This window comes from Arcicella rigui (assembly GCF_034929435.1).
Taxonomy (GTDB): Bacteria; Bacteroidota; Bacteroidia; order Cytophagales; family Spirosomataceae; genus Arcicella; species Arcicella rigui.
This window is the reverse complement of record NZ_JAYFUM010000017.1, coordinates 141,720-156,436: the sequence shown is the minus strand read 5'-3', so window position 1 is coordinate 156,436 and position 14,717 is coordinate 141,720. Positions and strand designations below refer to the sequence as shown.

General features: G+C 37.3%; 12 protein-coding genes. 4 read left to right on the top strand and 8 right to left on the bottom strand.

Features of this window, described 5'->3' with window-relative positions:
• Nucleotides 1–168: 168 nt before the first annotated feature.
• Complete coding sequence (locus tag VB248_RS14960) at nt 169–1,377, top strand: NADH-quinone oxidoreductase subunit D (protein WP_323297604.1); 1,209 nt, start codon at nt 169–171, stop codon at nt 1,375–1,377.
• A gap of 58 nt (nt 1,378–1,435) precedes the next feature.
• On the opposite strand, the gene VB248_RS14955 is transcribed toward VB248_RS14960, so the two are convergent.
• The 3 genes from VB248_RS14955 to VB248_RS14945 all read right to left on the bottom strand — a co-directional run bounded on the left by VB248_RS14955 (nt 1,436) and on the right by VB248_RS14945 (nt 2,666).
• The gene (locus tag VB248_RS14955; RefSeq protein WP_323297603.1) at nt 1,436–2,140 is read right to left on the bottom strand and encodes a hypothetical protein; all 705 of its coding nucleotides are present in this window, start codon (nt 2,138–2,140) and stop codon (nt 1,436–1,438) included.
• A gap of 145 nt (nt 2,141–2,285) precedes the next feature.
• Nucleotides 2,286–2,483, bottom strand: a complete 198-nt coding sequence (locus VB248_RS14950; RefSeq protein WP_323297602.1) for a hypothetical protein — start codon at nt 2,481–2,483, stop codon at nt 2,286–2,288.
• The gene (locus VB248_RS14945) at nt 2,484–2,666 is read right to left on the bottom strand and encodes a hypothetical protein (protein WP_323297601.1); all 183 of its coding nucleotides are present in this window, start codon (nt 2,664–2,666) and stop codon (nt 2,484–2,486) included.
• A 7-nt stretch (nt 2,667–2,673) separates the two neighbouring features.
• Here VB248_RS14945 and VB248_RS14940 point away from each other — a divergent pair, with 7 nt between their 5' ends.
• A complete protein-coding gene (locus VB248_RS14940) occupies nt 2,674–3,315 on the top strand; it encodes a transposase (protein ID WP_323297600.1) in 642 nt (213 codons plus the stop codon).
• Between the two features lie 64 nt (nt 3,316–3,379).
• On the opposite strand, the gene VB248_RS14935 is transcribed toward VB248_RS14940, so the two are convergent.
• Nucleotides 3,380–3,733, bottom strand: coding sequence for a YraN family protein (locus tag VB248_RS14935; protein ID WP_323297599.1), 354 nt, complete (start codon nt 3,731–3,733; stop codon nt 3,380–3,382).
• 120 nt (nt 3,734–3,853) lie between these two features.
• Nucleotides 3,854–6,805, bottom strand: a complete 2,952-nt coding sequence (locus tag VB248_RS14930) for a M16 family metallopeptidase (protein ID WP_323297598.1) — start codon at nt 6,803–6,805, stop codon at nt 3,854–3,856.
• A 570-nt stretch (nt 6,806–7,375) separates the two neighbouring features.
• On the opposite strand from VB248_RS14930, the gene VB248_RS14925 reads away from it, so the two are divergent.
• Together VB248_RS14925 and VB248_RS14920 are read left to right on the top strand one after the other, a co-directional pair.
• Nucleotides 7,376–9,319, top strand: a complete 1,944-nt coding sequence (locus VB248_RS14925; protein WP_323297597.1) for a KUP/HAK/KT family potassium transporter — start codon at nt 7,376–7,378, stop codon at nt 9,317–9,319.
• A gap of 20 nt (nt 9,320–9,339) precedes the next feature.
• A complete protein-coding gene (locus VB248_RS14920; RefSeq protein ID WP_323297596.1) occupies nt 9,340–10,401 on the top strand; it encodes an NAD-dependent epimerase/dehydratase family protein in 1,062 nt (353 codons plus the stop codon).
• Between the two features lie 54 nt (nt 10,402–10,455).
• Here the strand turns inward: VB248_RS14920 and VB248_RS14915 are convergent, their stop codons facing one another.
• The 3 genes from VB248_RS14915 to VB248_RS14905 form a co-directional block, all read right to left on the bottom strand.
• Nucleotides 10,456–11,790: a sensor histidine kinase gene (locus VB248_RS14915; RefSeq protein WP_323297595.1), complete on the bottom strand. Its 1,335-nt coding sequence runs from the start codon at nt 11,788–11,790 to the stop codon at nt 10,456–10,458.
• Between the two features lie 70 nt (nt 11,791–11,860).
• The gene (locus VB248_RS14910) at nt 11,861–13,429 is read right to left on the bottom strand and encodes a glycerol-3-phosphate dehydrogenase/oxidase (RefSeq protein ID WP_323297594.1); all 1,569 of its coding nucleotides are present in this window, start codon (nt 13,427–13,429) and stop codon (nt 11,861–11,863) included.
• A 181-nt stretch (nt 13,430–13,610) separates the two neighbouring features.
• Complete coding sequence (locus VB248_RS14905) at nt 13,611–14,690, bottom strand: alpha/beta hydrolase (protein WP_323297593.1); 1,080 nt, start codon at nt 14,688–14,690, stop codon at nt 13,611–13,613.
• Between the last annotated feature and the right edge of the window lie 27 nt (nt 14,691–14,717).

The window sequence follows — 14,717 nt, the reverse complement described above, 5'->3', positions numbered from 1 at the left end:
AACGACTCACTGAAAATACGACTTTGACGAATCTCGTATTTTGTACTTTTTCCAGTTTTTGATTTTGAATTTGCCATTATTTGTTGCCTTTTGAAGGCAACCTATTTTAGGCAAGGACATCAGCACTCAAAAAACTCCTCACTCAAAACTCAAAACTCCTCACTCAAAATGATTCAATATCAATATAAACCAGAAAACTTTCGACTTTCAGACCCGAATAAACATCAACTAAAGGATTTGAAATCAGAGGAAATGATTTTGTCTTTTGGTCCACAACACCCTTCTACACACGGGGTTTTGAGATTAGAAGTAGTTTCTGATGGCGAATTGGTAGTAGATGTTGTACCGCATTTGGGTTATTTACACCGCTGTTTTGAAAAACACGCTGAGTCTTTGCCCTTCAATCAAATCATTCCTTATGTAGATAGATTGGATTATTTGGCTGCCATGAATTCAGAACACGCTTATGTAATGGGTGTAGAAAAACTCTTGGATTTGGAAGGAAAACTTCCCAAACGAATCGAGTACATCCGTGTTTTGGTGGCTGAACTCAACCGCTTGGCTTCACACTTTGTGGCTATTGGTACTTATGGTTTAGATATCGGAGCTTACACTGCCTTCTTGTGGCTCATGCGTGACCGTGAGCATCTTCAAAGACTTTTAGAGTGGCTTACTGGAGCAAGAATGCTCTATAATTATATTTGGGTGGGTGGCTTATTCTATGATTTGCCCGTGGGTTTTGAAGAACGTTGTACCGAATTTATCAATTACCTAAAACCTAAAATGGTGGAGTTGAGACAATTGGTAATTGAAAACAAAATCTTTATCCAAAGAACAGCCAATGTTGGTATTTTACCGATGGACTTGGCTATCAACTATGGCTGTACTGGTCCAGTACTCCGTGGTTCGGGCTTGAAGGTAGATTTACGAAAAGTAGATGGCTATTCGGTGTATCCAGAATTGGATTTTGATATACCCGTTGGTAAAGGAGAAATGGGAACAGTAGGCGACTGCTGGGATAGAAATTATGTAAGAGTATTAGAATGCGATGAATCTATCAAAATCATCGAGCAATGTTTGATACAACTTACCAACGACCACAAACGTACTACCGATTTCAATCCACAAGCTTTAGTACCCAAAAAGATTCGTCCGCAAGCAATGGATTTATACACTCGTGCCGAAAACCCTAAAGGTGAATTAGGCTTCTTTTTCCGTACAGATGGGCGTTCGGACATCCCTGTACGTCTAAAAGCCAGAGCTTGTTCATTACACAACTTATCCATTATTCCCGAAATTAGTCGTGGAGCAATGTTAGCTGATTTAGTAGCCATTATTGGTTCAATGGACTTAGTAATGGGCGAAGTAGATAGATAAACCGTAGCACGGGTTTCCAACCCGTCAAAAAAACACGAGTTGGAAACTCGTGCTACGGTCATACTTTTAATCCCTTTACCAACTGATATTCTACCGAACTCACACCATACTGACTTTTTACGGCTTCTTTTATCCTTTGGGTAATCTCAGCCAATTGTTCATACTGACTATTCCTAAAATCTGAAACCACTTTCAAAGCCCCATAGCTACTTGCCACAACGGTATTGGCTTGGTTAATTTCCGCTATTTTAGTTTGTAAACTTGTAATGCTTATCAAGTCGTTAGCAGGTTTATAATTTGCACCTAAACCAACCAAAATGTTTACTATATCTGCAAAATTCTGAGTCTTGCTACCGTAAGATAGTTCTGAATGACTGATGCCATTTCCCTTATCCGCTGATTTTGCTTTTGAAGTTTTATCTCCTCTGATTTTAATCGCAATAGCTGTAATAGTAGCTACTTCCTTTGCACTTTTCCCCAAGGTAGCCCTTACAGTTGCCAAAATCGGGCTGATGAGTTTATCCACAGAGGACGCTTCTTTTGAAAAATGTTTGAGTCTTGTTTCAACAGCAGTAGAATAATTAGCTTTACGGCTAATGACATTGCCATTCGTAGTTTTGATAGATTCAATCAGCAAATCATATTGCTCAAGACTGGTCTCGGCTGTGGGGGAAAGATAGCCAATAAAACTTTTTAAATGTGTGGAAAGCGTTGCAGCATTCGCAAGTTTTGCTCCAAAGGTTGCTTCTGTTGTTTTTGCCATTTGTAGAGTCATTTTAAGGTGAAATATTTAATCAATTGTAGAATAAATATATCTAAAAATCCTCAAAGGATTCATAAAAATTTGCTTTATTTTTAAGCACAAACGTTTAATAATCAAGATAATAAACAACAAAACAGACATATAGTTAAACAGAATAGCCATAAAGTAAAATGCAATGACCATAAAGTAAAATCAAATAATCATCTTGTTTGATGCAATAAGCATAAAGTAAAATATAAAGACCATAAAGTAAAATCAAATAACCATCTTGTTTAATGTAATAGGCATAAAGTAAAATGAAATAGCCATAAAGTAAAATATAATGACCATAAAGTAAAATCAATTAGTCATCTTGTTGTTTTTTGTCGGGTTGGAAACCCGAGCTACTAAAGAACTGTACGTCGGGTTTCCAACCCGACAAAAACAAAACACGAGTTGAAAACTCAGGGTACAGAACGGTAGCACGGGGTTCTAACCCATCAAAAAAAACGAATTGGAAACTCGTATTACAGAAGTATAAAACCATCTACAATATGAAGAAGCAGTTTTACAGAAGAAATCTCCCTCATTTACAACCGCTTGGCGGAACATTTTTTGTCACCTTTAATCTTCGTGGAAGTATTCCAAAAGCTGTTTCCGACCGTTGGAAAGAGGAGTATGCTCAAGAAAAAGCTAAGATTATTCAAACATCCCCAAATATCAATGATGATTTAGATAAGCTTGGCAGACGTGATTTTGGCAAAAGAGATAAATTCTATGATACTTATCAAGAGGGAAATCATTACTTAAAAGATGATGCTTTTGCTAAGATTGTAGCAGACTCTTTCCACTTTTGGGATAATAAAAAAATAGAGCTTTATGCTTATTGTATCATGTCAAATCATGTACATATCGTAGTAAGGTTATATGATGAAACAGAAATTGATTCGCCTTTTTATTTAGAAGAATATATGCACTCTATTAAACGGCATTCTGGTTTTGAGTGTAATAAGCTTTTAGGAAAACATAGTCCTTTTAGGCAAGAAGAAAGTTATGATAGGCTTGTTCGTGACCGAGAAGAGTTACATCGAATTTTGAATTATGTCTTAAATAATCCAGTAAAAGCAGGTTTGTGTAAGAATAAGAAAGATTGGAAATGGTCGTATATCAAAGATATTTATAATGATATTATGTAGCCGTAGCACGGGTTTCCAACCCGTCAAATAAAAAACACGAGTTCGAAACTCGTGCTACTGATTATTAATAAAAGGCATCTTCAAAATGTGATACTTCATAAGTATTGTTTTTGAAAATGACGGCTACGATGTCGAAACGGATTTGTTGATGCCAGTTGTTTTTATACACATAAAAGTCGGCGGCTTTGGTTACCATGGCTACTTTATGTTTGTTTACGCCAATTTCGGGCATTCCGTATTTTAAATTGCTAAGGGATTTTACTTCGACAAAAACTAAAAAGATACCTTTTCGTACAATCAAATCAATTTCTGCTCGACCGTAGCGATAGTTTCTGTGGAGGATTTGGTAGCCTTTCCCGATAAGATATTCGGCGGCGATGTCTTCGGCTTTTTTGCCTGTTTCAAGGTGTTCTGCCATTGGTTTGTAGAGTTTTAAGCTATGAGCTGTAAGCTTTGAGCAATGAGCTGTGAGTTTTTCTCTTAGCTCATTGCTCAAAGCTAAAAACTCAAAGCTCATAGCTCACAGCTTAAAGCTAAATTAATATCCAAACACTTCTTCTAAAGTCAATTTCTTCACTTCTCCGTATTTTTTCAAATCTTCTAAGTTTACTTTTTTCTCAGATGCTACAATACACATAGAATAAGGCTTTTTAGCTAAAAGTGAATCTTGGAATTTCTTCAAGTCTGCTAACGTTAATTTATCTAAAGATTCGTAAGTAGCTTTACGTTCGTCGATATTTACGCCTTTATCAAGTCCAGCTAAGTAAGTGTAAATGATATTATCTTGTGTGATTCTTTCGGTCTGAAAAGTCTTTTTCATTCCTTCTTTTGCTGTTTCCAAATTCTTTTCAGAAGCAGGGAAATCATTTAATAATTCATTCATGCCAGCAATAGACTCATGGATTTTATCAGCCTGCGTACCTACGTAAGCAATCATGCGATACTTTTCGTCTTTAGTATTTGGCGTTTGATAATAAGCATAAGTAGAGTACGCCAAAGCTTTTGATTCACGAATAGTTTGGAAAACAATCGACGACATTCCGCCTCCGAAGTAGTTATTGTATAATTCTACGATAGGTGTTTCAGCAGAATTGTAAGGAATCGTTGGACGTACCCAGTTGATTTCTGCCTGAACCATGTCGTAATCTGTAAATAAAACCACAGGTTTGTTTGGCACTTGCATTTTAAAATCAGCTACCAAAGGTAAATCGGCTTTGAAAGAAGTATTGATTTGGTGAACGGCTTTCAAAGCAGTTGCCAATTCCTCTACCGATTTTGGTCCATAATACACTACTGTATGTTTGTAAGAGAACAAATCGTGTAAGAAGTCGATTAAATCTTCTGCTTTTAATGCTTTCAACTCAGCATCTGTCAGTTGTAAAGTATTTCTTGGATTTTTACTACCAAAAGAAGCGTAAGCCGATAGTCCTTGTAAAATCGCCGCTTTGTTCAGCTTGGCATCGTTTCTTTGTTTCAATAATCTACCTTTCAATAATTCCAGAGCCGCATCGTCTTTTTTACATTTTGTCAATAAATCTTCAAAAAGGCTTACGGTTTTATCGAAATTCTCGTTCAAGCCCGACATTGCCAAAGTAATGTGGTGGTCGGTATAAGAGGTATTGAAATTACTTGCCAAACGATAAAACTCCGTACTGATTTGTTCAGCATTCATTTTGTCTGTACCTACAAATTGTAAATACTGTAAAGCAATGGGTAATACTTTGCTATTCCAAGAACCCATGTCAAAACGGTAGCTTAAACGGAATAAATCATTGTCTGTATTTTTTACAGTCAATGCTTCTAAAGTACCAATTTTACCTTTTTTGATGTCTTGGTTAAAATCTAACCATTTTGGTTCAAGGTTTGACATTGGCGTTGCATTCACATCTTTCAAAAATTCAGATTGTGCTTCACGGTTTACTTCTACTGGCGTAATTTCTGGTTTTTCAACTTTCTTGATATTTGGGTCAGTGCCTTTTCTTTTATAAACAATCACATAGCCTTCGCCACAGTATTTTTTAGCGAAATCCATTACTTCTTCTTTGGTTACTTTGCCCAAAGCGTCGTTTAGAGCCACGTAGCTATTCCAATTGTTTGATTTATCAGCAACGAAACTTTCCAACAAATTATAGGCACGAGAAGTATTGTCTTCTAAACCTTGAATCGCATTGAGTTTATAATTGGCGGCAATCGCTTTGATGATAGACTCATCAAAATTGCCTGATTTTAATTTGTTCAATTCACCTAATAGTAATGCTTTTACATCATCTAAACTTTGGTCTTTTTTGGGCGAGCCAGTCATTTGCCAAACTGAATAATCTTTATTCCATTCTGGGCTTGAGCTTGCACGTAATACTTTTTGAGCTTTCACTAAGTTTAAGTCAATTAAACCAGCTTTCGAGTTCGACATCAATTCGTCTACAATTGTTCCAATAATTTTTTCTCTCGAACTCAAAGAACCCGGCCAACGCCAAGCAATCGTAAGGGCATCGGGAGTTGGGCCAAATACTTCACGTACCATTGGGTTGAGGATTGGTAATTCTGGAGCAGGCTTGTACTCTGGAACAGGTTTTGAAGCCATGTATTTGAATGAAGCTTCAATTTTTTTAATTAAAACATCCGAGTTGAAATCGCCAACCATGATGATTGCCATGTTGTTTGGCACATAGTATTTTTTGAAGTAATTGCGGATTTCAACTAAAGAAGGGTTTTTCAAATGTTCAATTGTACCGATAGTGGTTTGTTGCCCATAATTATGCGTTGGGAAAAGAGCGGCGTTGCGAGCTTCATAGATTTTCCAACCATCGTTATCAAGTCCACGATTTTTTTCTTCATAAACAGCTTCTAATTCTGTATGAAAAATACGTAAAACTGGATTACGGAAACGCTCGGCTTGTAATTTCAAAAAGCGGTCGATAGCGTTAGCAGGAATATCTTCTGTATAAACAGTTTGTTCATAAGATGTAAACGCATTTGTACCTTGTCCGCCCATCGAAGCCATCATTTTGTCGTATTCGTTGGCAATAGCAAACTTGGCAGCCTCGCCAGATACTCGGTCGATTTCTTTATAAATCGCTTTTCGCTGAGATGAATCCGTTGTTTTGTTGTACTTTTCGTAAAGAGCATCAATTTGGTCGAGCAAAGGTTTTTCTTTTGACCAGTCCAACGAACCGAATTTATCCGTTCCTTTAAACAACATGTGTTCTAAATAATGTGCCAAGCCCGTGTTGGTTCTTGGGTCGGTGTTTGAACCAGCACGAGTAGGAATTAAAGCCGCAATGCGTGGTTCTTTGTGGTTTTCGCTCAGGATTACAGTCAGACCGTTGGCGAGTGTGTAAAAACGGGCTTTCATAGGGTCGTTACTTACGTATTTGTAAGTGTAGCCAGCCGAAGAAGCAGTTTTCCAGTCAAAAGTTTTCTGGGCAAATGCTAATGTGTTAATCAAAACTGATAACACAATACCCAATAGGGATAACTTGAGGTTTTTCATGTGCATTAGATTTTTTACAAAAAATAACAATAAAAGGTATTCTGATAATGAAAGCTATTCATTTTTGATAAACGGTTTAATCTGTTGATTGTTGAGTAGATGAATATTTTTGCTATCGAATAGCCAAAATAGCGAAAATTCACCCCAAATTAGCGTAAATACTTGTACTCCAAAAGAGCATTCTTGCTTAATTACAATAAAATTTTATTCCATCAAACGCTGGCACTTCCGTAGGCAAAGTACTTGTGATAAACCTGAAAAAGTAGCGTGACTTTGTAGCCTCAACGTATAATCTTATTGCTTATCAAAGATTTAATTTATTTTCAGAAGCTTGTACACAAGAATTTAGCATCTACTGACCTTCTGGTTAGGAATCAAAAAATGATATTTTCATCAGAATTTCAAAAAAGATTTTTCAGAAATCGAAGGTCTTTTTTATAAAAATTGTATAAATCTTCAGAGCTATTATATTTGCTTCAAATACTAAAAAAAAACTTGCCATTTTATTTAAAATTTTTACTTAACCAACAATAAATTGCAATATATCGTGTTGCAATGGCTTCCTTGTATATGGAACATAAAAATATGGACAAAGCCACCGCAGCGGGTCTGCTGGTAGCCATGGGAATTATTTACGGTGATATTGGTACTTCACCGCTCTATGTAATGCAGTCGATTATCGGCAATTCTCCCATAGACGAAAGGACGGTTTTAGGCGGACTTTCTTGTATTTTTTGGACATTGACCTTACAGACTACTTTCAAGTACGTAATCTTAATTCTTCGAGCCGACAACCGTGGTGAGGGTGGTATTTTAGCACTTTTCGCCTTAGTGCGTCGTCATGCTAAATGGCTTACTTTTCCTGCCGTTATTGGTGCTTCTACACTTTTGGCAGATGGTGTTATTACTCCGCCAATTTCTGTGGCTTCTGCGATTGAAGGGCTTTTGAAAATTTATCCAGACCTTCAAACTGTTCCCATCGTTTTGGCGATTATTACGGGTTTGTTCATGTTCCAAATCTTCGGAACGAAAGTAGTAGGACGAGCGTTTGGCCCAATTATGTTGATTTGGTTCTCGATGCTGGGCTTTTTCGGAATCTTATGGATTGCCAAAGATTGGACGGTTCTAAAGGCTTTATCTCCTTACTACGCATTTGACTTACTGAGCAATTCACACGGAGGCGAAAGTGGTTTCTGGGTTTTAGGAGCGGTGTTTCTTTGTACTACGGGTGCAGAAGCTCTGTATTCAGACTTAGGTCACTGTGGTCGTGGAAATATCAGAATCAGTTGGATATTTGTAAAAATCACTTTGCTACTGCAATACTTCGGTCAGGGTGCTTGGTTAATTACACAAAACGGTCAGTTACTCAACGAACGTAAACCAATTTTTGAATTAATGCCGGGTTGGTTCTTGATTTGGGGAATTGCTATTGCTACTGCTGCCGCAGTAATTGCCAGCCAAGCCTTAATTTCGGGTTCATTTACATTGGTTTCAGAAGCTATTCGTTTGAACTTCTGGCCAAAAGTACGTTTGCATTATCCTTCCGACCAAAAAGGACAATTGTATGTACCCAGTATGAATATTTTCTTGTGGTTGGGTTGCGTAGGCGTTGTACTATGGTTTAAAGAATCAGCCAATATGGAAGCGGCGTATGGTTTGGCGATTACGCTGACGATGTTGATGACTACCGCACTGATGGCATACTACCTCCACGTCCGAAAAATTGATATGTGGTGGATTGTTGCCTTTATCATTTTGTACGTAGCAATTGAAGGGGCGTTTTTGGTTGCCAACTTGCGTAAATTCGTTCACGGTGGTTATGTTTCGCTTTTCATTGCAGCACTCATTATTGCCTTGATGGTAATTTGGTACAGAGCGAATATTATTAAAATGCGTTTGACAGAATATGTAAAACTCGCAGATTATATCGAACCTTTGAAAGAATTGAGCCGAGATATGAGTATTCCTAAGTATGCTACACACTTAGTATTTATGTCGAACGCAGCACGTACAAGCGAAATCGAATCAAAAATTATTTACTCTATTTTCCAGAAACGTCCTAAAAGAGCAGACATTTATTGGTTTGTCCACGTTGATACCATGGACGACCCTTATACAATGGAATATAAAGTAAACGTTATAGAGTCTGACGACATCATTAAAGTAAATTTCAGATTGGGCTTTAGAGTGGAACAACGTATCAATCTATACTTTAGAAAAGTGGTTGAAGACATGGTAAAGAAAGGTGAAGTGGATATTACTTCTCGTTATGAATCTTTGAACAAACAAAATGTAATTGGTGATTTCCGTTTTGTAGTATTAGAGAAATTCCTATCGTTTGATAATAAACTATCGCTTGTAGAAGGTTTGATTATGAAAGCCTACTTCTTTATCAAAGACTTTACACCTTCTGAAGACAAATGGTTTGGGCTTGATACCAGTGCCGTGAAAGTTGAAAAAGTGCCATTGATTATCAGACCTGTCGAGAATGTTATATTGAAAAGAGTAGATTAAACCTAAACAGATAAATTACCTTGAAAATCCTAATTACTGGCGGAGCAGGCTTTGTTGGCTCGTCGCTCGCCATCAACATCAAAACTAATTATCCATCTTATGAAGTCATTTGTTTGGATAATTTAAAACGTAAAGGTTCAGAATTGAACTTGCCTCGTTTGGCAAAAGCTGGAGCAGTTTTCGTACACGGCGATATTCGTAACAAAGAGGATTTTGATGCACTGCCTGTGGTCGATTTCGTGATTGAATCATCGGCTGAACCTTCGGTATTAGCAGGATTAGAAGGTACACCAGACTATTTAATCAATACCAATTTAGTAGGAACAATCAACTGCTTGAACTATACTAAAAAGTGCGGTGCAGCTTTTATTTTCCTTTCTACCAGTAGAATTTATCCGATTAAAGCCATCGAAAAATTGAATTTTGAAGAGGCTGAAACTCGTTTTGTACTTTCAGACGAACAGGCTGTGCCGGGTGTTTCTTCAAAAGGTATTGCTGAAAACTTTCCATTAGATGGAGCGAGGTCTTTGTACGGGGCAACTAAATTGGCTTCTGAATTAATGATTCATGAGTACAATGAGTTTTACGGAATGAAAACCGTTATCAACCGTTGTGGAGTATTGACTGGTCCTTGGCAAATGGGAAAAATCGACCAAGGTGTAATGGTACTTTGGGTAGCGAAACACTTCTGGAAACAGCAATTGGCTTACATTGGTTACGGCGGTTCGGGTCGTCAAACTCGTGATATGTTGCACGTAAAAGATTTATACCGATTGATTGATTTTCAATTGCATAATATCGACAAAGTAAATGGTGAAATCCTAAACGCTGGCGGTGGCGTAGAAGTAAGTGCTTCTTTACAAGAACTTACCAAAGTGTGTCAGGAAGTAACTGGTAATGTGATTCCGATGAAGCAAGTTGCCGAAAACCGTGCAGCAGATATTCGCTTGTATGTAACCGACAATTCAAAAGTGACAGCTTTAACAGGCTGGAAACCAGAAATTTCAATCAAACAAATCGTTACTGAAATTACAGAATGGATTGCTGAAAACGAAGAAGCTTTGGCGTATGTATTGAAGTAACAATATTATTTTTATCAAGAAAAGCGTAGGAGAAAAAATACTTCTACGCTTTTTTTATGCAAAGGTCAGTCTGAAAACTGTACCTTGTTCTTCTACCGAATGTACCGTGATACTGCCTTTGTGCAAAGCCATAATTTGTTTTGAAAGACTCAGACCAATCCCCGAACCGTTGGCTTTAGAAGTAAAAAACGGCACAAAAATTTTATCCATCAATTCTGCCGACATTCCTATTCCATTGTCTTTTACTTCAAGTACTACTTTTTCTTGCGTATTTTTATAAGCTGAAATTTGAATTTTAGGTTGCTCAGATTCCTTTACGGCATCAATGGCATTAATCATCAAATTGATTAGTACTTGTTCTACCAAAGCCAAATCGCCTTCGATTTGTAAATCAAAATCTTTTAGGATTACGTCCAATTCTATATTCTTTTGTTCAATCTGATTTTCAAGCAGAATTTCCACACTTTCAAACAAATCTCTCACATAAAAAACCGCAAAAGAAGTAATCGAAACTTTAGCTAATTGTCGATAAGTATCGGCGAATTTCAACAAATTGGCACTTCTTTTTTTGATAGTAGCCACGCCCAAAGTAATATCTTCCAACAATTGTTTATTGGATGGATTAGGACTTTGTCCTGTTTTCAAACGCTCTTCCATCGTTTCGGCTAAAGAGGCAATCGGAGCTACGGAATTCATGATTTCGTGCGTCATTACTCTCAGTAATTTCTGATAAGCCTGTGCCTCTGTGTCTTCAATGGCTTCGTTTACATTCTGAAAAGCAATTAAATGCGTTAATTTGCCATCATTCAAAAAAGTGGTTTTGGCTAATAATACTTGCTTTTGGTCGATTTTTACTAATTGGTTTTCACCACTTTGTAGCGAACTAATGGCTTGAAAAACATAAAGATTTCGTTTTTCTAAAGAAGAAATATTTCTTAGATACGGAATCGCAAGCATTTTTTTAAATGCCTCGTTCATCCATCCTACTTCACCCGTTTGGTCATAAGACAAAATACCCGTATCAACCAATTCTAAAATTTTCTGTAAGTACTGATATTGTTCTTCTCGTTCGGAAGATAGCTGTTTGAAAGTACCGTTAATTTGGTTGAAAGCCCGCCGCAATTGCCGCACCGAAACAGGAGCATTTTTCTCGGCAAATTGCAAAGAAAAATCTCTATACTGAACGGCTTCGATAAATTGTGTAAGCTCGGTATTGGTTTTATTAATAAACTGAACAAAACTCAAAATCTGAAAAAACAAAACCAGTCCAATAAAAAAGAGTAACGTAAATTTATTATTTACGATACAAAAAGCTGCCGCTGTGATACTTGCCAAAAGAAAAAGTACCCTTATCGTCAGACTGACTTCATAGCGATTGAGTTTGAACATAAATTGATAAGTGCTGATAAAGTTTTTAGATAAGAGGAATAAATAGACAAGGCTGTTTGCTCGAAGCTCATCACTCAAAATGATAAGTCTTCAAAAAGTTTTCGACCATTTCTTCTGAGGCTTTGGCTGCTTGGGCGTCTCTTAGAGCAAGTCCTAATCTTCTGTACAAAACATCATGACTCGTCATTGCCATTTCTTCTTGAATCACATACACAATTTCAGCTTTGATAAAAGGATGATTAGGCTGAATCAGTTCTTTTAAGGCTGGCTGTGCGTCGGTAAGTGCCAATACTTTTTGGGCAAAAGCTCCGTACTTTTTCATCAAATGCTGGGCAGTCGCTGACGATACTTGATATTGTTCCGAAAGTTTTTGCCAATCTTCAAAACGATAGCCTTCTGCTCCATGCAATAATTGCTTTTCAGAAGTACAATCTACTGGCGTTGTTTGCCAAATGTTTTCATAAATCTGGTCGAGCGTATCTTTTGCCATCAAGCGATAAGTCGTCCATTTTCCACCCATGATACTTACTAATTGGCTGGCTGTATCAATTTCTACTTCATGGTCACGCACAAGCGATTTTGTATCCGAACCTTTCTCGGCTTTTCCCAATAAAGGTCTTTGTCCTGCAAAACCACTTGTAATTTCTTCTGGACGTACTTCTTTTTCTAAATAACGATTTACGTAACTCAATAAGTAAGGAATTTCGTAGGCTTCCAAATCAGGCGTTTCCGAAAGTTTATCTTCTTCGTCTGTTGTACCCACCAAAAGATGGTCTTGCCACGGAATGATGAACAATACTCGCCCATCATCAGTTTTTGGGACTAAAATTGCCGTTTCGTTTTTCATTAAATTTGGCGGCAACACCACGTGAGCTCCCCTACTCACTTTCATACGTGATTTCAAATTCGGATTTGCCATTTGGCGAACGTGGTCAGCAAATGGGCCCGTGGCATTGATAAATACTTTCGACTGCACCGCAAAAGTATTGCCACTAAGTGTATCTTTTATTTGTAAAGCAGTTAGCTTTCCTGATGTATCTTTTTCAAACTGAACGGCTTCGGCATAATTCAGAATGGTTGCTCCTAAAGTTTCGGCTTTTTGCAAAATGGCTAAACAGTAACGTGCGTCGTCTAACTGTCCGTCGTAATACAATACTGCCGAACTAAGATTTTTTTGCTTGAGTTCTGGAATATAAGTCAATGCTTCTTTACGAGAAAGCCATTTGCTCGCTCCGATACTGTGCGAACCAGCAATCCATTCATACAATTTCAGACCGATAGTCAGATAAATTCCTTCAAACCAATTATAACAAGGCGTTAGCAAAGGCAAAGGGCGAGTAAGATGCGGAGCATTTCGTAATAACGTATCTCTTTCGTGCAAACTCTTCTGAACCATTTTATACTGTTCCCAGTCTAATTTTTTTACGGCTTGTTCCAAATATCGAACGCCTCCATGAATCAGTTTAGTCGATTTAGAAGTAGTTTGTCCTGCAAAATCAAATTTATCAATCAAAAGTACTTTCAAACCTCTCAGGCTTGCATCCAGAGCAATGCCAGCTCCGCTTGCACCTCCACCAATAATACATAAATCAAATTGTGATGTTGACGATATTTTGTTTAATTGTTCTTTACGATTCATAATGAAGATTTTACCTGATGTTTCACAAATATACCAATAAAAGTGACAGAGGTATGTTATTAAAATGTGAGCTTTTTTGGACCAATACTTGAGTATTTTTAAGCCTCAAGTAATATGTATTAAAATCAAAAACACCTACTTATTTACTGAATTTGTAAACAAGTAGGCGTTTTTTAATTTTTTATTTGAAAAACAACCATTCTACGGCTTTAGGAAATTCTTTTCCCCATTGTTCTTCGGTATGTGTACCTTCGGGGTCGAATGAAACGTTGATTTCGGTTTTTCTGATGCCTTGTCGCTGAAAGGTTTGTTTGAGTTTTTCTACATTTGGCAACATCGTACTACCTTCTTCGCCACCTGCATAAATGTAAATTTTATTGGGCAAATGCGAAATAAAGTCGATAGCATCAAAATAAATATTGGGCGAAACCCAAAGTGCTGGCGAAAAAATCATCAGTTTGCTAAATGTTTCTGGAAACATCAATCCTGCATAAATACTGATTAATCCACCCAGCGAACTTCCGCCAATCCCTGTAAATTCTCTTTCGGGCTTGGTTCTAAAATTGGCATCAATATAAGGTTTCAGGGTTTTTGCTAAAAACTGAGCGTACTTGCGTCCTTGTCCTTTGCCCATTTTAGGATTATTATAAGGCGAATACTCTTGATAACGCTGTTCGCCACCGTGTGCAATGGCTACGATAATCACATCGCCACTACCACGAGATGCCAGCACGGCCAATTGTTTATCAATTCCCCAATTTTTAAATTCAGCGTCTTCGTTGAATAAATTCTGAGCATCCTGTAAATAAATTACGGGATAACGTTTGTCTGTTTTTTCGTAATTGTGGGGTAAAAGTATATAAACTGCCCTCTTTCTTTCTAATTGTGGAATTTCAAAAGCATCTGAAACCAATCTGATTTCAGGCATCAAATTTTCTGAAAGATTCTCGCCGTCCATTCTCCAGTGTGGAACAAAATCTTTCAAAACGCCCATTCTGGTTTTGGCAATTCTGTTGGGCGTTGGCATTCCGAACTCATCTAATTCTACCTGATTCCAGCCTCCCTTGGTATATTTATATTCAAAAGTTTCGGGCAATTTTACCGTGTCGGGTACTTTAAATAGATATTTCCCTTCTTCAATTTTACTGAGTTTGAATTCTTCTTTATCTGGAAGCCATTGATTAAAACTTCCTGTTAGATACACAGGGCGATTGTCTTCAACGGGTGTGCTTAATTCAAAATATAATACGCTTTTACTCATTTAATTATGTGTGTGATTGTTGTACCT

Bases quoted from the DNA above. Each gene is read 5' to 3' on its own strand.
- VB248_RS14915 (WP_323297595.1), bottom strand. From the start codon at position 11,790: ATGTTCAAACTCAATCGCTATGAAGTCAGTCTGACGATAAGGGTACTT.
- VB248_RS14940 (WP_323297600.1), top strand. From the start codon at position 2,674: ATGAAGAAGCAGTTTTACAGAAGAAATCTCCCTCATTTACAACCGCTT.
- VB248_RS14935 (WP_323297599.1), bottom strand. From the start codon at position 3,733: ATGGCAGAACACCTTGAAACAGGCAAAAAAGCCGAAGACATCGCCGCC.
- VB248_RS14960 (WP_323297604.1), top strand. From the start codon at position 169: ATGATTCAATATCAATATAAACCAGAAAACTTTCGACTTTCAGACCCG.
- VB248_RS14910 (WP_323297594.1), bottom strand. From the start codon at position 13,429: ATGAATCGTAAAGAACAATTAAACAAAATATCGTCAACATCACAATTT.
- VB248_RS14945 (WP_323297601.1), bottom strand. From the start codon at position 2,666: ATGGTTTTATACTTCTGTAATACGAGTTTCCAATTCGTTTTTTTTGAT.
- VB248_RS14955 (WP_323297603.1), bottom strand. From the start codon at position 2,140: ATGGCAAAAACAACAGAAGCAACCTTTGGAGCAAAACTTGCGAATGCT.
- VB248_RS14925 (WP_323297597.1), top strand. From the start codon at position 7,376: ATGGAACATAAAAATATGGACAAAGCCACCGCAGCGGGTCTGCTGGTA.
- VB248_RS14905 (WP_323297593.1), bottom strand. From the start codon at position 14,690: ATGAGTAAAAGCGTATTATATTTTGAATTAAGCACACCCGTTGAAGAC.
- VB248_RS14930 (WP_323297598.1), bottom strand. From the start codon at position 6,805: ATGAAAAACCTCAAGTTATCCCTATTGGGTATTGTGTTATCAGTTTTG.